Genomic DNA, 18,407 nt, shown 5'->3' on the forward strand with positions numbered 1-18,407 from the left:
GGCCATGCCGCACGTCACGTGCATCCAGGGACCGAAGAGCAATCCGGTGTACCAGGTCGGGTCCAAGTCGTTCGTGTTCTTCCGCACCCAGCGTCGCGACGCGCCCTACCCCGACGTCATCGTCATCTGGGTGGAGTCCGAGGCGGACAAGGAGGCGTTGGTGCAGGACGCCGACTCGCCGTTCTTCACCACGCCCCACTTCGACGGGCACCCGTCGGTCCTGGTGCGCGCAAGCGAACTGCATCGAGTTGGCGTCGTCGAATTGCAGGAGTTGATACAGGACGCGTGGTTGTCCCAAGCGTCCACGCGGCGGGCCCGACGGTGGCTGGACGCCCAGGGCTAGGTGGCGCGTTCCGGCGAGGTCTCCAATTTCAGCGACCGGCCGGTCCGCCTGCGGTAGACGGCCTCGAACACGAAGCTCAGTGCCAGTACCGCCAAGAGGGTCAGCCACGTGCTCGCTGGCCCGGTGTGGATCGTGTACCCCAGCAGTAGGAGGAACAGGGCCACGTTCAGCACGACGGCGAGCACCAGCAGCCACCGCTTGGCGCCGGTGTCGCGGTAGACCCGCAGGTGGCCCGCGCTGACGGTGCCGTAGACGATCAGGAAGGCCAGGCTCGCCATCGAACCCACGGCGGCCAGGGGGAAGAACGCCACGAACAGCGCCGTCAACACCGCCGCGACGAGCAGACCGACGTTGCCTCCGCGCCAGACTCCACGCGTGAAGTCCTTTGGCAGCTCCCCTGAGGTGGCGACCACGTAGGCCAGATTGGCGTCGCCGAACATCGTCGCGTTCACCCCGGAGGCGGTGGCCAGCAGCGCGGCGACGCCGATGACGACGAACCCGACGTGGCCCAGCGCTGCGGCACCCGCTTCGGACAACACGTGCCCCTGCGCGGCGTCCATCGCGGGCAGGCTGAGCGTCATCACCACGATGGTGCTGATCAGCACGTAGACCACCACCACGATGCCGAGGGCGGCGAACATGGCCCGTGGCAACTCCTTTGCGGGATCGCGCATGTCGCCCGCCGAGTTGGTGACCACGCCGAAACCCTCGTACGTGACGTACAGCAGACCGGCCGCGAAGAGGATGCCCAGCCAGTGGTGATCGCCGTCGTTCGACAGGCGCGCCGGATCCGCCTTCATGAATCCGAACACCGCGAACACGGCGAGGATCGCCAATTCGATTGTCACGACGAATAGTTCGGACCGACCGACCAGTTTGGAGCCGACCATGTTGATCAGCACTATCGAGACGATCAGTACGAGGCCGATGACCTTGCCCGACCAGTCCGGTGTCTCCCACGGCAGGAGCGCACGGACGTAGCCGGCGAAGCCCGCGCAGTACAGTGCCATCGCGATGATCCAGCCGAGGAACTGAAATACGTTGAGCCCGCCCGCGATCAGGCCGTCCCCGAAGCAGCGGATGAGGAACTGGGCGGCGCCACCGCGGCTGGGGTACTTCGCGCCGAGCTTGGCATAGGAATACACGCTGAACATCGACACGACTCCGCCGACGAGGAACGCGACGGGCAGCCACACTCCCGCCGTCGTCGACGCCAGACCGAGCAGCGTGTACAGCCCGGCGCCCATCATTCCGCCGACGCCGATCGCGGTCGCGCCCAACAAGGTGATCGCGCCCTTGCCTGCGGTGTCGGCCATGTCACACAGTGAAGCACCTGAGTCGCGTCGATCCGCCCCGATTGCGGTGCCCGGGTGGCACGCTCACGACATGGATCAGAAGCCTCCCACCGCCGTCATCGAGTCAGCCCACGCCGAGCACCTCGTCGGGTTCCCGTTCGCCGACACCCGCGACTTCGCCGACGCCGACCGCGGATTCATCGCGGCACTCCAACCGTGCGTGGTGAAGGCCGCCGACGGGCGGGTCGTGTGGGACAACGACGCCTATGGGTTCCTCACCGGTGACGCGCCCACGTCGGTGCATCCCAGCCTGTGGCGGCAGTCGACGCTGGCAGCCAAGCAGGGGCTCTACGAGGTGGTCGAGGGCGTCTATCAGGTCCGCGGACTCGACCTGTCCAACGTCAGCTTCATCGAGGGCGACACCGGCGTGATCGTCATCGACCCGCTGGTGTCGACCGAGACGGCCGCCGCGGCGTTGAGCCTCTACCGTGCACACCGCGGGGACCGTGCGGTGACCGCAGTCATCTATACCCACAGTCACGTCGATCACTTCGGCGGCGTGCTCGGCGTCACGACGCAGGCCGACGTCGACGCCGGCAAGGTGGCGGTGATCGCTCCCGAGGGCTTCATCGAACATGCGGTGCAGGAGAACGTCTATGCGGGCACCGCGATGACCAGGCGGGCGGCCTACATGTACGGCACCGTCCTCGCCCGCGGGCCGCAAGGGCAAGTCGGCTGCGGCCTCGGGCAGACCCCCTCGACGGGTGAGGTCGCCATCATCGTGCCGACGGTCGACATCGCCACGACCGGCGAGACGTACACCGTCGACGGCGTGGACATCGAATTCCAGATGGCTCCCGGTACCGAGGCGCCCGCCGAGATGCACTTCTACTTCCCGCGGTACCGGGCGCTGTGCATGGCCGAGAACGCGACCCACAACCTGCACAACCTGCTGACGCTGCGCGGTGCCCTGGTGCGCGATCCGCACGCGTGGTCGGGGTACCTCACCGAGGCGATCGACAAGTTCGCCGACCGGACCGACGTGGTGTTCGCCTCGCACCACTGGCCGACCTGGGGTGAGGAGCGCATCGTCGAATACCTTGGCCTGCAGCGTGATCTGTACGCGTACCTGCACGACCAGACGCTGCGGCAGATCAATCAGGGGTACACGGGCATCGAGATCGCCGAGACGTTCGAGATGCCGCCCGCGCTGCACGCGGCGTGGCATACGCACGGGTACTACGGGTCGGTCAGCCACAACGTGAAGGCGGTCTACCAGCGCTACATGGGGTGGTTCGACGGCAACCCGGCGCGGTTGTGGCAGCACCCGCCGGAGGCGATCGGGCCGCGGTACGTCGAGGCCATGGGCGGGATCGACAACGTGGTCGCCATCGCCAAGACGGCCTTCGACGGCGGTGACTTCCGTTGGGCGGCAACGCTACTCGATCACGCGATCTTCACCGACGAAAACCACCCGGGCGCTAGGCAACTGTACGCTGACACGCTGGAGCAGATGGCGTACGGCGCGGAGAACGCGACATGGCGCAACTTCTTCCTCGCCGGTGCGACCGAGCTGCGGGAGGGCAACTTCGGCACCCCCGTGCAAACGACGTCGTTGTCGCTGGTGTCGCAGCTGACACCGGAGCAGATGTTCGATAGCTTCGCGATCAGCATCAACGGGCCACGCGCCTGGGATCTCGACCTCGCCATCGACGTGACGTTCGCCGACGTGGCCGCCAACTACCGGCTGACGCTACGCAACGGGGTGCTGGTCTACCGCTGCGTGCCTGCCGACCCCGCAACCGCGACGTCGACGGTCACCGTCGCGAACAAGTTGCGGCTGTTGATGTTCGCCACTGGGGACACCACGTCGCCGGGTGTGGACACCGCAGGTGACGCCACGGCGATGGCGTCGCTCCTCGAGGTGCTCGACAAGCCGGACCCGGCCTTCAACATCGTCACCCCCTAGCGCGATTTGTGCACCCGCGCCCGCGCTCACCGCGGGTGCCGGTGCACAAATCGCGCGGGTGGCTAGGGCATGCCGCCGTCGGCCCTGATGATCGATCCGCTGGTGTAGCTGGACGCGTCCGACATCAAGAACATTGCGGCACCGATGATCTCGGGCGGCTTGCCAAGACGCTTGAGCGCGAAGCCCTGCACACCGGCCTCGACGGCGTCGATGTCCCACGACTTGCTGACGTCGGTCAGGAACGGGCCCGGCATGAGGGTGTTCACCCGCACGGTCGGACCGTACGCCTGCGCGAAACCCTCGGTCAGCGCGTTGAGCCCTGCCTTCGACGCCGCGTACGGCAGCATGTGCCCGTCGGGGCGCCGCGAACCGCTGGTGCTGACGTTGATGATCGACCCGCCGCCGTCCGCCACCATGCGCTCGCCGACCAGCGCCGTCAGCCGAAAAGGGCCCTTCAAGTTCAGGTTCAGCACGGAGTCGAACAGCTTCTCGCTCACCGACGTCAGCGACTCGTACAGCGGTGACATGCCCGCGTTGTTGACGAGCACGTCGAGCTTGCCGAACCGGTCGTAGGTGGCGTCGACGAGCCCGTCGAGCTGGTCCCACCGCCCGACGTGAACCTGGTACGGGAACGCGGCCCGGCCCGTCGAGGCGGAGATCTCCTCGGCCGTCATGACGCAGGATCCCAGATCACGGCTGGCGATGACGACGTTGGCACCGGATCTGGCTGCGGTGAAGGCGATTTCGCGTCCCAACCCGCGGCTACCACCGGTGACGAGCACCACGCGATCGGTCAGGTCGAACAGTTCGTCGGCATATCCCATCTCAGGCCTTTCTGGGTTCGGCGAGGGCCGTCTGGCGGATCACCTCGTGGACGAAGCCGAGCTTGGCGACGACCGCGGGCGGAATCTCGAACGGATACAGGGGATCCCTGCCCATCGCGGTGTTGACGCGGTTGAAGAACAGCGACATCCAGTGCCAGTCGGACAACATCCGCTCGACGGGTTGGTCGGTGTAGCCGTCGAGCGGGATGATGTCGCCGGGCGCCGCGAAGCGAACCCGACCGGCGAGCAGGACCATGCCTGCCTCACGGCTGGTATCCATGGTGTCGGCGATGTGCAGATAGTGGGCGAAGCACTCGGCGAAGTCCTCCCACGGATGCATGGTCGCGTACTCGGAGATGAACGATTCATCCCAGTTGGCGGGCGCGCCCGACCGATAGTGCCGGGCGATGGCATCGGAGTAGCTCACCCGCTCGTCACCGAACAGTGCCCGGCAATCCGCGAGGTATTCCTTTGCGCCAGAACCGGTTTCGACGAGGATGTTCTGGTAGTAATGGCCCACTTCGTGTCGGAAGTGGCCGAGCATGGTGCGGTACGGCTCGCCAAGGCGAACGCGCAACGATTCGCGGTAGTCGTCCAGCGACTCCACGACGTCGATGGTGACGACGCCGCCCGCGTGCCCGATGATGACCTTCGCGCCGGTCGTGTAGCTCGACAGCAGGTCGAATGCCAGGCCGCCCTCGCGCCGCCAGAATGGGTCGATGGGTAGGCCGAGGTCGACGAGCTGATAGACCAGCCGGCGCAGCGCCGCCGCGGTGGGCACCAGCTTCTCGCGGGCGAGGGTGTCGTCGGCCGCGGGTTCGCGTCGGATCAAGGAGCCGCCAGGCAGCGGCCGCGCGCCTTGAACTCGTCGTGCTCGGCCGGTGCCAGCCAGTTGCAGCCGAGCGTCTGGTGTTGGGTGCACCGCACCCACTGCTGACCGTCGACCGGCACGGTCCCGTCCGCGACGGCCACCATCGACGTGGTCGGCAGGTGGAAGCCCAACGGCGTCTGGCAGTTCGCGCACCGGTCGGCGTCGAACGCGGTGAACTCCCTGCACGCGGGACAAGCGAAGGCGCGCACGAGCCATATGGTGTCACGGTGCAACTGCTATTGGTCCGACATGCGCTACCGCTCCGCAGCGAGCCCGGTCAGGGGTCCGATCCCGACCTGTCCGCCGAGGGGATCGAACAGGCCGGGCGCCTGCCCGACGCGCTCAAGCGATTCCCCATCAGCAGGCTCGTCAGCAGTCCCCAACGCCGGGCCGTCCAGACGGGTCAGCCGGTGGCCGACGCGTTGGGCCTGCCGATCGACGTCGACGAGCGATTGGCCGAGTACGACCACGGCCTCTCGCACTACACGCCGATCGAGGAGGCCTCCGAGGACGACGTGAAGCGCCTCATCAGCGGCCATCTGCCGGGCGAGGTGGACGAGGACGCCTTCATAGCCAGGGTCCGGGCGGGGATCGACGACGTGGTCGAGGCCGCCGGTCACGACGAGACCGTTGTGGTGTTCAGCCACGGAGGGGTCATCAATGCGATGGTGCACAGCATCATGAAGACCGAACGGCTGCTGTGCGTGCAGGTGGACTACGCGGGCGTGACGCGTCTGTTGAGGTCCCGCGGGGGTGGCCTGGGGGTCGCATCGGTGAACGGGACCGAGCACGTATGGGATCTGCTGCCGCGAAATCAGCGATGGTAGACAAGTCCGGTGACGAATGCTTCGAGCTTGGCCGGACTCGACCTCGATGCGCTGGATCGACACCTGCGCTCGATCGACATCCCCCGCCACGGTGACCTCCACGGCGAACTCATCGCCGGCGGCCGGTCCAACCTGACGTTCCTGGTGTTCGACGACGTCTCCAAGTGGGTACTTCGCCGGCCCCCGCTGCATGGCTTGACGCCGTCCGCCCATGACATGGCCCGTGAGTACAAGGTCGTGGCGGCGCTCGAGGACACACCGGTGCCCGTCGCCCACGCCGTGACGATGCGCAATGACGACTCGGTGCTCGGAGCGCCGTTCCAGATGGTCGACTTCGTGCCCGGCCGGGTGGTGCGCTACTCGGAGGAATTGATTGCCCTCGGTGACCAGAACATCATCGACGCCTGTGTCGACGCCCTCATCAAGGTGCTGGCCGATCTGCACGCCCTGGATCCCGACGCCGTGGGACTCGGCGACTTCGGCAAGCCGACCGGGTACCTCGAGCGCCAGGTGCGGCGCTGGGGTGGGCAGTGGGATCTGGTGCGAACGGAGGACGACCCACGCGACGCGGACGTCCGGCGTCTGCACACGGCGCTCGGGGAGGCGCTTCCGCCGCAGAGCCGGACGTCGATCGTGCACGGGGACTACCGCATCGACAACACGATGCTCGACGCGGAGGACGCGACCAAGGTGCGCGCGGTGCTCGACTGGGAGATGTCGACGCTCGGCGATCCGCTCAGCGACGCCGCGCTGATGTGCGTCTACCGCCATCCGATGTTCGACATGGTGCACGCGAATGCCGCCTGGTCGTCACCGCAGATTCCGTCGGCCGATGAACTCGCCCAACGGTATTCGACGGCGGCCGGGCAGCCGTTGGACCATTGGGAGTTCTACATGGCGCTGGCGTACTTCAAGCTGGCCATCATCGCGGCGGGCATTCAGTTTCGGGACCGGATGGGGGGCGGATCCGAGTACGGCGACAAGGTAGGCCAGGCCGTCGGGCCCCTGGTCGCGGCGGGCCTGACCGAGCTCCGCTCTATCTGAGGGCGGCCTTGTAGTTCTTCTTGGCGGCGCGCCGCAGTTGCACGATGCGGACGACGCCGGCCAACGTGGTGATGAGCCCGCCGAGCACGGCGGCCGCCAGGAGAGCGACGCCGAGCGGCAGGCTCCAGGACCAGCCCAGGAAGTGGAAGGTGCCCGGATCGGTGTTCTGCGCGATGAAGATCAGCAGCACGATCAGCACCAGGAAGCCGACGATCAGCGCCGACCAGAGGGCGGCGGCCCTGGTGAAGTGCACGGCATTCTCCGGCGGCGGCGACGGTACCGAGGTGTCGACCACCGACGGCTCGGGCACGCGTGGATCCAGCGGGCCGGGACGGCTCGAATCGGCGGGCGAAAACTGCGGGTCGGTACTCATCGCCTCATCCTTGCCCCTTTCCGCTCCGAATCAAACGTGTATCGCCAGGAGACACCAGTTCGTCGTCGGCGACTCAGCCGGAGCTAAACCCAAGCGACATCATGGCAACCTGGTTAACCTCGCACGAGGCAGATGACGCCGAAAGGACTCCCCGTGACCCCCGCACGACGATCCAAGCGCAGAAGCAGACTGGCCGTACTCGTGGCAGTCCTCGCCCTGATGACCGCGGCATGCGGGAGTTCCAACCCGCTGGGCGGCGGCGAGGTCTCCGGTGACCTGAAGTCGATCGCCGTGGGCTCGGCGGACTTCACCGAATCGAAGATCATCGCCGAGATCTACGCGCAGGCGTTGGAGGCCAACGGGTTCGACGTGCGGCGGCAGTTCGGCATCGGCAGCCGCGAGACCTATGTGCCTGCGGTGAAGGATCATTCGATCGACCTGATCCCGGAGTACACCGGCAACCTGCTGCAGTACTTCGACAAGGACACCAAGGCCACCGACCCCGAGTCCGTCGAGTTGGCGCTGTATCAGGCTCTGCCAGGCGACCTTTCGATTCTTACGCCGTCCCCGGCGAACGATCAGGACACCGTGGCGGTCACCAGGGCCACCGCCGAGAAGTGGAACCTCAAGACCATCGGCGACCTGGCGGCCCACTCCGCCGAGGTGAAGTTCGGTGGGCCGTCGGAGTTTCAGAGCCGGGCCGAGGGCCTGCCCGGTCTGAAGGCCAAGTACGGGTTGGACATCGCCCCCGCCAACTTCGTGTCGATCAGCGACGGCGGCGGCCCGGCGACCGTGCGGGCCCTCGTCGACGGCACGGTGACGGCAGCGGACATCTTCAGTACGTCGCAGGCCATCCCGCAGAACGACCTGGTCGTGCTGGAGGACCCGAAGAACAACTTCCTCGCGGCCAACGTCGTTCCGCTGGTGGCGTCGCAGAAGATGTCGGACCAACTCAAGACCGTGCTCGACGCCGTATCGGCGAAGCTGACGACGGAGGCGCTCATCGAGATGAACACCGCGACATCGGGCAACAGCGGCGTCGACCCCGATGAGGCGGCCCGCAAGTGGGTACGGGACAACGGTTTCGACAAGGCTCTCGGATGAAGGCTTGCGCGAAGACCATCAGGTGCGGGGGTTGCCAATGATCACGTTCGACGGCGTCACCAAGAAGTACCCGGACGGCACGGTCGCCGTGGACGACCTGAGCCTCGAAGTGCCCGATGGCACGCTGACGGTGTTCGTCGGCCCATCGGGCTGCGGCAAGACCACGTCGATGCGGATGATCAACCGGATGATCGAGCCGACATCGGGCGTCCTCACCGTCGACGGCAAGGACGTCACCGCGGTCGACCCGGTCAAGCTGCGGTTGGGCATCGGCTACGTCATCCAGAGCGCCGGGCTGATGCCGCACCTCAAGGTGATCGACAACATCGCCACCGTGCCCGTGTTGAAGGGTGAATCGCGGCGTTCCGCCCGCAAGGCGGCGCTCGGGGTGATGGAGCGCGTCGGACTGGACCCCAAGCTGGCCGACCGGTATCCCGCTCAGCTGTCGGGCGGTCAGCAGCAGCGCGTCGGCGTGGCCCGTGCGCTGGCCGCCGATCCGCCGATCCTGCTGATGGATGAGCCGTTCAGCGCCGTCGACCCGGTGGTCCGCGAGGAGTTGCAGACCGAGATCCTGCGGTTGCAGGGGGAGCTGCGCAAGACCATCGTCTTCGTCACCCATGACATCGACGAAGCGCTGAAGCTCGGGGAGAAGGTCGCGGTGTTCGGCCGCGGCGGAGCGCTGCAGCAGTACGACGCGCCGCAGCGTCTGTTGTCCAACCCGGCCAACGACTTCGTGGCCGGCTTCATCGGCGCCGACCGTGGCTACCGGGGCCTGCAGTTCTCGACGGGTCAGGGGCTGCCGCTGCACGACATCAGGACGGTGGAGGAGGCCGGCGTCGACGCGCTGGAGCTCGGCCCGGGGGACTGGGCGCTGGTGACCAGACCCGACGGTTCCCCGTACGCGTGGATCGACGTCAACGGCGTGGGTCTGCACCGGCAAGGAAAGTCGTTGTACGACAGCACGATTGCGGGTGGGTCGCTGTTCCTCCCGAACGGGACCATGCGGTTGGCCCTCGATGCCGCGCTGTCCTCGCCGGCTGGCCTCGGCGTCGCCGTGGACGACCGCCGGCAGGTCATCGGCGGGCTCAAGGCCGATGACGTGATCGCGGCGCTGCGGGCCACGCGGAAGACCACCTAGTGCAGTACCTCCTCACCCACCTCGACGACGCCTGGGATCTGACGCTGATCCACCTGTGGCTGTCGCTGGTGCCGTTGGTGCTCGGCCTCGTGATCGCGGTGCCCTTGGGCGCGCTGGTACAGCGCACGACGGTGCTGAGACGGTTCACCACGGTGGTGGCGAGCATCATCTTCACCATTCCGTCGCTGGCGTTGTTCGTGGTGCTGCCGCTGATCATCCCCACCCGCATCCTGGATGAGGCCAACGTCATCGTCGCCCTGACGCTGTACACGGTGGCGCTGCTGGTGCGGGCGGTCCCCGAAGCGCTCGACGCGGTCCCGCCCGCGGTGCTCGACGCCGCCACGGCCGTCGGCTACAAACCTTTGACCAGGATCCTGAAAGTCGAACTGCCACTGGCGATTCCCGTGCTGGTCGCGAGTCTGCGCGTCGTGGCCGTCACCAACATCTCGATGGTGTCGGTGGGCTCGGTGATCGGCATCGGCGGCCTGGGCACCTGGTTCACCGAGGGCTACCAGGCCGACAAGAGCGACCAGATCGTCGCGGGCATCATCGCGATCTTCCTGCTGGCGATCGTCGTGGACACCCTGATCATGCTCGGCGGCAAACTGGCCACGCCGTGGGTGAAGAGTGATCGCCGCGTGAAGGCGGGCGCCCGATGAACTTCCTGCATCAGGCGCTTGCGTACATCTTCACGGCGGAGAACTGGGCCGGGCCGGCGGGGCTGACCGCGCGCATCCTCGAGCACCTGCAGTACACGGCCGTCGCCTTGGTCTTCTCGGCGCTCGTCGCCATCCCGATCGGCATGCTCATCGGGCACACCGGCCGGGGGACGTTCCTCGTCGTCGGTGGAGTGAACGCCCTGCGCGCCCTGCCGACCCTTGGTGTGTTGCTGCTCGGCGTGCTGCTGTGGGGCCTCGGCCTCATCCCGCCGACGGTGGCGCTGATGCTCCTCGGCATCCCGCCGATCCTTGCGGGCACCTATTCGGGCATCGCAAACGTCGACCGGGCGGTGGTCGACGCCGCCAGATCGATGGGGATGACGGAATCGCGGGTCCTACTGCGTGTCGAGGTGCCCAACGCCATGCCGCTGATCCTCGGCGGAGTGCGGACGGCGACGCTGCAGATCGTCGCGACGGCCACGGTGGCCGCGTATGCCAGCCTCGGCGGTCTCGGCCGGTACCTGATCGACGGCATCAAGGTGCGCCAGTTCTATCTCGCACTGGTGGGTGCGCTCGTCGTGACCGCACTGGCCCTGCTGCTCGACGCGGCGCTGGCTTTTGCGGTCTGGCTCTCCGAGCCGGGCACCGACAGACTGCGGAGGATGCCGCAGCCGTTGCTCGGTGACGAGGTCGTCCTGGAATCCGGTTCGACGTCACGATCTGGTGGCCTTTCCCGAGGCGGCTACGAAGCACGGGGACCTTCGCCTACGGTAGGGGAATGAGTGAAGTAGTCCGCTCTGAGTCGCAAGACCAATGGCCCGCCATCCTGACGTGGAGAGCGCACGACGTTCCGCGGATGGAATCGGTGCGAGTGCAATTGTCCGGGAAACGGATCAAGGCCTATGGCCGGATCGTGGCCGCGGCGACGGCGACCCATCCGGCGTTCAGCGCGTCGTATGACCTGGTGACCGATGACGGCGGTGCCACCAAACGGCTGTCGCTGACGGTCACGCTGGCCGAACGGGAGCGTCAGCTGAACATCGCCCGTGACGAAGAGAACATGTGGCTGGTTCAGGACAAACAGAACCAGGGCATGCGTCTACCCCACGACGGCGCGCTCGACGTCGACGTGATCTACAGCCCGTTCTTCAATGCGCTGCCGATCCGCCGGACGGGGCTGCACGAGCGCGGTGAGTCGATCACGTTGCCCGTGGTCTACGTGCGCCTGCCAGACCTGACCGTGGAGACCGCGACGATCGACTACTCCAGCGAAGCGCCCGACCCGAGTGCCGGGATAAAGCTGAAGTCGCCGGTCGCCGAGACCACCGTCACCGTCGACGCCGACGGGTTCATCCTCGACTATCCCGGGCTCGCAGAGCGGATCTGAGCACGCTGCCCGCGCGGCCGGCGGCGGCGAGTTCCTCACGCCAGCCGTCCTCGCCGAGGGAGACGCCGTCGATCTGCGGCCGCTCGAAGTCGTCGTAGCGCATCCGCGCCGCGTGCCCCGCCGTGACGAGGTCGGCGACGGAACCCGTCGCGGCCAGGCCGTCGCGGGCCGACGTCAGCAGTCCGATGGCGTGGTCGAGCACGGTGCCCAGCGGGCCGGCGTTCGCCTCGCACATGGCGCGCACCAGATCGGGTGCGGTGGCCGCGACTCGGGTGCCATCCCGGAACGAGCCGGCAGCCAGGGAGAAGGCCAGCGGCACGTCGGCCGCCGTGGCCGCCAGGGCTTCGGCGAGCACGTGCGGTAGATGCGAGATGGCGGCGGCCGCCGCGTCGTGCTCATCGGCGCGGGCAGGCACGACGAAGCTCCCACAGTCCAGGGCCAGGTGCATGACCTCCGCCCACACCGTCGCGTCGACGTGGTCATCGACGCTGAGCACCCAGGGCGCGCCGACGAACAGCTCGTCGTCACCGGCGGTCCACCCGGAGTGCGCGGTCCCGGTCATCGGGTGACCTCCGACGAAGCGGTCGAGTAGATCGTGTTCCCGAACTGCTTGCAGCACAGCGACTTTGACGCTGGTCACATCCGTGAGCGGACAGTGCGGCGCCGTCGACCGGACGTGGCCGAGCAAACCGGGCAGCGCGGGCATCGGCACGGCGAGCACGATCAGCGCGTTCACCACCGCGGCCCGCTCCAGCACCTCGGTGAGGCTCGCAGAGGCGTCGAACCCGTCGACGCGGGCAGCCTGCACGCCGTCGATCGACCGGTTGTAGCCGAACACCTCGCGGCCCGCGGCCCTTGCGGCGCGCATGAGCGACCCGCCAATGAGCCCAAGGCCCAGTACGCACACCTGAGTTGCCACCAAGCAAGGTTGACACACGCGTACCGCGCAGCGTCGGGCGTGATCGTGATCGCTGGTCAAAGCGCGTGATCTGGGACTACCGTGACTTTCATGGGAGCACAGCGAGCGCAGGCGCAGAACCAGGCCGCAGATCTCCCGGACGGATTCGGCGTCGCAGTCGTTCGCGAGGACGGCAAGTGGCGCTGTTCGTCCTTGGAAGGCAAGGCGTTGACGAGCTTGGCCGCTGCGGAGACCGAGTTGCGGGAACTGCGAAGCGCGGGGGCGGTCTTCGGGCTGCTCGACGTCGACGACGAGTTCTTCGTGATCGTGCGCCCCGCGCCGGCCGGTGCGCGACTCTTCCTGTCGGATGCGACGGCGGCCGTGGACTACGACATCGCCAGGCAGGTGCTCGAGCGGCTCGACGCCGACATCGATCCCGACGACCTCGAGGACGAAGACCCCTTCGAAGAGGGCGACCTCGGCGTGCTGTCTGACATCGGTCTGTCCGAAGGCGTGCTGAGCATCATCCTCTCCGAGGACGACTACGCCGACGAGCAGCTGTCGCGGATCGCGCAGGAGATGGGCTTCGGAGACGAGATGTCGGCGCTGCTCGACAAACTGGACCGCTGACGAGCGCTTGCGCGAGGAACATTGATGGGGACGAGCGCTTGCGCGAGGAACATTGATGGGGACGAGCGCTTGCGCAAGGAACATTGATGGGGACGAGCGCTTGCGCAAGGAACATTGATGGGGACGAGCGCTTGCGCGAGGAACATTGATGGGGACGAGCGCTTGCGCGAGGAACATTGATGGGGACCCGTTGGGCGACGAACACCTGATTCGGACGGCACTCGAGGCGGCCTCCGCCGTGGGGCCACGCGACGTGCCGATCGGTGCGGTGGTGTTCGGCCCGGACGGCGTCGAGTTGGCCCGAGCCGCCAATGCCCGTGAGGAACTCGGCGATCCGACGGCGCACGCGGAGATCCTGGCGCTGCGGGCCGCCGCCCGGGTGCTCGGGGATGGCTGGCGGCTCGAGGGCACCACGCTGGCGGTCACCGTCGAGCCGTGCACGATGTGCGCCGGCGCGTTGGTGATGGCCCGCGTGGCCCGCGTGGTGTTCGGAGCGTGGGAGCCCAAGACGGGCGCGGTCGGTTCGCTGTGGGACGTGGTGCGCGACCGGCGACTGACGCATCGGCCGGAGGTGCGGGGTGGTGTGCTGGCCGAGGAGTGCGCGGCGCCGCTGGCGGCGTTCTTCCGCGCCGAGCGTGACGCCACTGCGTGAAAGCCGCCGAATTCTCGCAGTGGCGTCACGTTCGGCGGCGATTAGGGGCCGTGCCGGGTTCCCGGTAAGCTCCCCGACGGTGGCGTGTCCGAGCGGCCTAAGGAGCACGCCTCGAAAGCGTGTGACGGGTAACCCCCGTCCGAGGGTTCAAATCCCTCCGCCACCGCCATGGCTCCTCACCGGTTCGCACTGGTGGGGAGTTTTTCATGGCAGCAGGATGTAGGACATTCCCGGGCCGACCTTGACGTCGCGTCCGTTGTAGATGCCGACGCCGCCGAGTGACGTGTTGTTCATCTCGGTCACGTGAATCCATTGGCCATCGGCACGTGGGGACACCGAGTCCACCCAGGCGACGTGGCCGTACCCGTCGGCACCGGCGACGCCAGGCTGGAACACCACGATCGAACGCGCCTGCGGTTCGTCGACGACGGTCCAGCCCGCGGCGCTGGCCGAGCCGCGCCAGTCCTTCGCGTCACCACGCATCGCGGGATAGGAGCCGCTGGCTTCGAACCACTTCTGCGCGGCACCCCAGGTGCACTGGCCGACCGTGCCGGGATTGCTCAACCGAGTCTGGCCCGTCGAACGGCCGAGGCCGGCGGGCGACGTCAGTTGTGTCCCGGCCCCCGTGCCGTCGGCGGACGCCCGGGGGGCTTCTGTCAGCGACTGCATGCCCATTCCGGCGATGAGGGCGGCGACCGCCAGTGCGGCCAGCGCCCGCGGGGCGCCCCTGAACCGCGCGAACGTCTCGAAATCGCTCAACGTTCGTCCTCCCGCCGTCGTCCCCTAGCGCCACAGCTTTCACTCAGGACACAGCAAATCACGATTCGGTCACGATCGCGACATTTTGCCGTAACGGCCGATACTCAGTCCAAAAGCCGATGGACCTCTGCCGCCATCGCGACACCCAGATCACGATTGTTTTGCTCGGTGAAGTGGACGCCGTCGCTGCCGTCGGTGGTGATCACCGAACCCGCGTCGAAGAACGGGATCTTCATGTACGTGCACAGCGCGCGGTAGGCGTCGGCCAACCGTGCGGAAGTCTCCTGCCCGCCGTCGAACGTCATCTGGAACCACGGGTCGGGCATTGGCGCCAGTGCGGGCGGCGCGACGACGAGTACCTTCGGCGCCGGGTAGACGGTGCCCACTCCACCGGCCGAACCCAGGACCTGCGCCGCGAGCACCGACATTCCCGTCGCGATGTCGAACGGGCCGCGGTGGAAGTAGGCCTTGGTGTCATTGGTGCCCAGCATCAGGATGACGAGGTCCAACGGAAGATGGCTGGCGAGCGTAATCGGTAGGTGTGCAGCACCATTCAGTCGGGGATCGGTGGGATCGTCGACATTGGTGGTGCGCGCGCTGAGACCCTCCTCGAGCACGGCGTACCCGTCGCCCAGCAACTCGGCGAGCACCCCGGTCCATCGCACGTCCGGCGCGAACCGCGTAGTGGGTGCGGTCTCTTCAGCGGGTACCCACCCCCACGTCAGCGAGTCGCCGAAGCACAACACCGTCTTGTTGGCCATTGTCAGTCCGTTCTCTCGAGCTCGTCCCGGATCGCCGTCGTGAACCCGTCGACGTCCGCCTCGGTGGTGTCCCACGAGCACATCCACCGCACCTGCCCGGCCGCGCGGTCCCAGTCGTAGAAGCGCACGCGCTCGCGGATGCGATCGGCCGCGGCGTTGGGCAGCACCGCGAACACGGCGTTCGCCTGCGTCGGCTGGCTGAACGACAACCCGCGCACCGAACCGTCGTCGAGCGCGCCACGCAGCCGCGCCGCCATGGCGTTCGCGTGCGCCGCCGCGCGCAGGCCGAGATCGTCGTCGAAGAGCGCCAGCAGCTGGGCACTGGCGAAGCGCATCTTGCTGGCGAGCTGCATGCTCAGCTTGCGCAGATAGCGCATTCCGTCGACGCGCGCCGGCTCGATGACGACGATGGCCTCCGCCCCCAGCAGTCCGTTCTTCGTGCCACCGAGGCTGACGACGTCGACGCCGGCGGCGGCGGTGAACTCACCGAACGGCACGCCGAGAGCCGCGGCCGCGTTCCAGATGCGGGCACCGTCCATGTGCACCGCCATGCCGTTGTCGTGCGCGAAGTCGGCAATCGCCCGCACCTCGTCCGGGCGGTACAGCGTCCCAAGTTCGGTCGTCTGGGTGATGCTGACCGCCAGTGGTTGGGCGCGGTGTTCGTCGCCCCAGCCCCAGGCCTCCGTCGCGATCAGCTCGGGCGTCAGCTTGCCGTCGGGAGTCGGAACGGGCAGGAGCTTCAGCCCGCTCACCCGTTCGGGTGCACCGCCCTCGTCGGTGTTGATGTGCGCGGTCGACGCGGCGACGACGGCTCCCCAGCGCGGTAGGACGGAGGTCAGTGCGACCACGTTGGCGCCCGTGCCGTTGAACACCGGGAAGACCTCGGCGGACGCACCGAATTCGGTCCGGATCCGCTGCTGCAACCGCGACGTGTAGACGTCCCCGCCGTAGGCGACCTGGTGCCCGCCGTTCGCCGCCGCGAGCGCCTCCAGGACCTCGGGATGCACGCCCGCGTAGTTGTCGCTCGCGAAGCCGCGATGCTCGATGTCGTGGAGGGTCTCGACCATGGCCCCAGTCTTGCAGGCGACTACCGACGCGGACCGGTCACGAGCTGTCCCTGAGCCGATCCAGCAAGTTCCTGGCGGCGTCTACGGCCCGGTGATCGTCGCCGAGTGCGCCCGCGAGCAGTGCCGCCCGCCGGGACCGCACGATATCGATGTTCTCCTTGGCGAGCGTGGTGACGACGAGGTTGGCGGTGCGCCCGTCGGAGGGGTCGGCTCGTCGCTCGACGAACGCCTGCTTCTCCAGCACGCGTAGTGCGGCGCTGAAATTGCTACTCCGCATGCGTAATTCGCGGGCGACGTCGCTCGGACGGCAACCGGGGTGCCGGTCGACGTATTCGAGCACGGCCGCCTCGATCATCGACAGTGGGACCACGGTGTCGGCGGCCTGGTCCCAGGATCGGATCAACCGGGCGGCGTGCATGATCGCATCCGCCAAGTCGGCGAGTGCCGTCTCGCGGTCGGCGGCCCGGGGTGCGGCGGTGCGGCTCATGTCGTCGACTTTACCTCGGCTGGCTATGGATATATAGTTATGCCAACATAGCTATTGTGGAGGACGAACGTTGACTACACGCACGAAACTCGTCGAGGGCAGCGCCGAGCAGATGGAGCGCTTGGCCGAACCGCCGCGCTCGGCCGTACGCGGTCCGCTGCTGCTCGTCCTCGCACTGTTGTCGGCGGTGGCCCCGTTCGCCACCGACCTGTACCTCTCCGCGTTCCCGCTGATGACAGTCGACCTCGGCACTACCGCCACGTCGGTCCAGCTGACGCTGACCGCCTTCTTGGTCGGTATTGCATTGGGTCAGTTGGTATTCGGGCCGTTGTCCGACCGCTTCGGCCGCATGGCGCCGCTGGTGGTGGGCTCGGTGTTGTGCCTGGCCGCCAGCGCGGTGACGGCACTGGCGCCCACGGTGGAGATCCTGATCGCGGCGCGGTTCGCGCAGGGCATCACCGGTGCCGCGGGCATGGTGATCGGCCGGGCGATCATCTCCGACCTCGCCGTCGGCGCGGCTGCCGCGCGGGCCTACAGCCTGATGATGCTCGTCGGCGGTGTCGCGCCCGTCGTGGCTCCGGTGCTGGGTAGCGTCCTTGTGACCCCGCTCGGATGGCGCGGCGTGCTGTGGGTGGTCTTCGGGATCGTCGCGGCCATGGTCGTCGGCGTCGTCGCCGTGGTGCGCGAGACCCACACCGGCGAGCGCCGCGCGACGGCAAGGGCCGACCGTGGCGAGACGCCGTCGGCGCTGCGCGCCGTGACCTCGCGGGTGTACCTCGGCAACGCGCTGGCGTTCGCGTTCTCGTTCGCGACGATGATGGCCTACATCTCGGCCTCGCCCTTCGTCTACCAGGTGATGATGGGGTTCAGCGAGGTGCAGTACGGAATAGCCTTCGGGGTGAACGCACTTGGACTGGCGGCGATGAGCGCCGTGTCGGCCAAGCTCACCGCGACCCGGTCCATCCGCGCCCTCACCGGAACCGGGCTGGCGGTGTGCCTGTTGGCCACGGTATGCATCGTCGCCGTGGTGGTGTCCGGCGGGCCGACGTGGCTGTTGGTCGCGCCGCTCTGGGTTGCGGTGTCCAGCCTCGGCCTGGTGTTCGGCAACGCGACCGCGCTCGCCCTCAGCGGCGTCGCGCGCGCGGCCGGTGCGGCGTCAGCAGTGTTGGGCGCGTTGCAGTTCGGGCTCGGGGCGTTGGTGTCGCCACTGGTCGGGATGGGTGGCGAACACACCGCCGCACCGCTGGCCGCCGTCATGTTCGCGGCGATCGTGATTGCCTGCGGCTCGTTCGCGTGGGCGGCGCGGGCCAGGCCGTAGC

The 18,407-nt window shown here is 67.7% G+C and carries 20 protein-coding genes, 1 tRNA gene and 1 pseudogene; 13 read left to right on the forward strand and 9 right to left on the reverse strand.

The features are described 5' to 3' along the window. Positions 1-4 precede the first annotated feature (4 nt). A complete protein-coding gene (locus tag QUE68_RS01825; protein ID WP_284230590.1) occupies positions 5-343 on the forward strand; it encodes an MmcQ/YjbR family DNA-binding protein in 339 nt (112 codons plus the stop codon). Here QUE68_RS01825 and QUE68_RS01830 read toward each other — a convergent pair. Further along, entirely contained in the window at positions 340-1,659 is a 1,320-nt protein-coding gene (locus tag QUE68_RS01830) for an APC family permease (RefSeq protein ID WP_286275063.1), read from the reverse strand. The two genes, QUE68_RS01825 and QUE68_RS01830, sit on opposite strands and share 4 nt — an antisense overlap. 70 nt (positions 1,660-1,729) lie before the next feature. Here QUE68_RS01830 and QUE68_RS01835 point away from each other — a divergent pair, with 70 nt between their 5' ends. Continuing rightward, positions 1,730-3,607, forward strand: a complete 1,878-nt coding sequence (locus QUE68_RS01835; RefSeq protein WP_284224243.1) for an alkyl/aryl-sulfatase — start codon at positions 1,730-1,732, stop codon at positions 3,605-3,607. A gap of 62 nt (positions 3,608-3,669) precedes the next feature. On the opposite strand, the gene QUE68_RS01840 is transcribed toward QUE68_RS01835, so the two are convergent. Both QUE68_RS01840 and QUE68_RS01845 read right to left on the reverse strand, forming a co-directional pair. Then, on the reverse strand, positions 3,670-4,431 hold the full coding sequence (locus QUE68_RS01840; protein ID WP_284232324.1) for an SDR family NAD(P)-dependent oxidoreductase: 762 nt from the start codon (positions 4,429-4,431) through the stop codon (positions 3,670-3,672). Between the two features lies 1 nt (position 4,432). Next, a pseudogene (locus QUE68_RS01845) lies at positions 4,433-5,511 on the reverse strand (zinc-binding metallopeptidase family protein). Positions 5,512-5,529: 18 nt separating this feature from the next. Between QUE68_RS01845 and QUE68_RS01850 the strand changes: the two are divergent. Together QUE68_RS01850 and QUE68_RS01855 are read left to right on the forward strand one after the other, a co-directional pair. After that, entirely contained in the window at positions 5,530-6,129 is a 600-nt protein-coding gene (locus QUE68_RS01850) for a histidine phosphatase family protein (RefSeq protein WP_286275064.1), read from the forward strand. Positions 6,130-6,138: 9 nt separating this feature from the next. Then, positions 6,139-7,173 carry a phosphotransferase family protein gene (locus QUE68_RS01855; protein WP_286275065.1) on the forward strand — a complete coding sequence of 345 codons (1,035 nt, stop codon included), beginning with the start codon at positions 6,139-6,141 and terminating at the stop codon, positions 7,171-7,173. Here QUE68_RS01855 and QUE68_RS01860 read toward each other — a convergent pair. Continuing rightward, on the reverse strand, positions 7,166-7,546 hold the full coding sequence (locus QUE68_RS01860) for a LapA family protein (protein WP_284224248.1): 381 nt from the start codon (positions 7,544-7,546) through the stop codon (positions 7,166-7,168). The genes QUE68_RS01855 and QUE68_RS01860 overlap by 8 nt on opposite strands. Before the next feature lie 219 nt (positions 7,547-7,765). Between QUE68_RS01860 and QUE68_RS01865 the strand changes: the two genes are divergently transcribed. From QUE68_RS01865 to QUE68_RS01885, 5 genes are read left to right on the forward strand one after another with little or no spacing between them, the layout of a single operon-like run. Next, positions 7,766-8,650: an ABC transporter substrate-binding protein gene (locus tag QUE68_RS01865; RefSeq protein WP_284234660.1), complete on the forward strand. Its 885-nt coding sequence runs from the start codon at positions 7,766-7,768 to the stop codon at positions 8,648-8,650. Between the two features lie 37 nt (positions 8,651-8,687). Next, on the forward strand, positions 8,688-9,788 hold the full coding sequence (locus QUE68_RS01870; protein WP_286275984.1) for an ABC transporter ATP-binding protein: 1,101 nt from the start codon (positions 8,688-8,690) through the stop codon (positions 9,786-9,788). Continuing rightward, positions 9,788-10,447 (forward strand): ABC transporter permease, encoded by a 660-nt coding sequence (locus QUE68_RS01875; protein ID WP_286275066.1) that lies wholly within the window; start codon positions 9,788-9,790, stop codon positions 10,445-10,447. The genes QUE68_RS01870 and QUE68_RS01875 overlap by 1 nt, the downstream gene beginning before the upstream one ends. After that, entirely contained in the window at positions 10,444-11,229 is a 786-nt protein-coding gene (locus QUE68_RS01880; protein WP_286275067.1) for an ABC transporter permease, read from the forward strand. The genes QUE68_RS01875 and QUE68_RS01880 overlap by 4 nt, the downstream gene beginning before the upstream one ends. Beyond that, positions 11,226-11,834, forward strand: coding sequence for a putative glycolipid-binding domain-containing protein (locus QUE68_RS01885; protein ID WP_286275068.1), 609 nt, complete (start codon positions 11,226-11,228; stop codon positions 11,832-11,834). Before QUE68_RS01880 ends, QUE68_RS01885 begins: the two co-directional genes overlap by 4 nt. On the opposite strand, the gene QUE68_RS01890 is transcribed toward QUE68_RS01885, so the two are convergent. Further along, positions 11,797-12,741, reverse strand: coding sequence for a prephenate dehydrogenase (locus QUE68_RS01890; protein WP_286275985.1), 945 nt, complete (start codon positions 12,739-12,741; stop codon positions 11,797-11,799). The two genes, QUE68_RS01885 and QUE68_RS01890, sit on opposite strands and share 38 nt — an antisense overlap. A 102-nt stretch (positions 12,742-12,843) precedes the next feature. On the opposite strand from QUE68_RS01890, the gene QUE68_RS01895 reads away from it, so the two are divergent. The 3 genes from QUE68_RS01895 to QUE68_RS01905 all read left to right on the forward strand — a co-directional run bounded on the left by QUE68_RS01895 (position 12,844) and on the right by QUE68_RS01905 (position 14,183). After that, complete coding sequence (locus QUE68_RS01895; protein WP_284224252.1) at positions 12,844-13,362, forward strand: tRNA adenosine deaminase-associated protein; 519 nt, start codon at positions 12,844-12,846, stop codon at positions 13,360-13,362. 148 nt (positions 13,363-13,510) lie between these two features. Then, positions 13,511-14,014 (forward strand): nucleoside deaminase, encoded by a 504-nt coding sequence (locus QUE68_RS01900; protein ID WP_455012727.1) that lies wholly within the window; start codon positions 13,511-13,513, stop codon positions 14,012-14,014. 78 nt (positions 14,015-14,092) lie between these two features. Then, positions 14,093-14,183, forward strand: a tRNA-Ser gene (locus QUE68_RS01905). A gap of 35 nt (positions 14,184-14,218) precedes the next feature. Here QUE68_RS01905 and QUE68_RS01910 read toward each other — a convergent pair. From QUE68_RS01910 to QUE68_RS01925, 4 genes are all read right to left on the reverse strand, one after another. Further along, positions 14,219-14,773 (reverse strand): CHAP domain-containing protein, encoded by a 555-nt coding sequence (locus QUE68_RS01910; RefSeq protein WP_286275070.1) that lies wholly within the window; start codon positions 14,771-14,773, stop codon positions 14,219-14,221. 104 nt (positions 14,774-14,877) lie between these two features. Beyond that, entirely contained in the window at positions 14,878-15,534 is a 657-nt protein-coding gene (locus QUE68_RS01915; RefSeq protein WP_286275071.1) for an SGNH/GDSL hydrolase family protein, read from the reverse strand. 2 nt (positions 15,535-15,536) lie between these two features. Next, positions 15,537-16,601, reverse strand: a complete 1,065-nt coding sequence (locus tag QUE68_RS01920) for a threonine aldolase family protein (protein ID WP_286275072.1) — start codon at positions 16,599-16,601, stop codon at positions 15,537-15,539. A gap of 37 nt (positions 16,602-16,638) precedes the next feature. After that, complete coding sequence (locus tag QUE68_RS01925; protein WP_286275073.1) at positions 16,639-17,088, reverse strand: MarR family winged helix-turn-helix transcriptional regulator; 450 nt, start codon at positions 17,086-17,088, stop codon at positions 16,639-16,641. Between the two features lie 70 nt (positions 17,089-17,158). On the opposite strand from QUE68_RS01925, the gene QUE68_RS01930 reads away from it, so the two are divergent. Beyond that, a complete protein-coding gene (locus QUE68_RS01930; RefSeq protein WP_353507022.1) occupies positions 17,159-18,406 on the forward strand; it encodes a multidrug effflux MFS transporter in 1,248 nt (415 codons plus the stop codon). Position 18,407: the final 1 nt, after the last annotated feature.

The sequence above is a fragment of the Mycolicibacterium sp. TUM20985 genome (genome assembly GCF_030295745.1).
Classification (GTDB): domain Bacteria; phylum Actinomycetota; class Actinomycetes; order Mycobacteriales; family Mycobacteriaceae; genus Mycobacterium.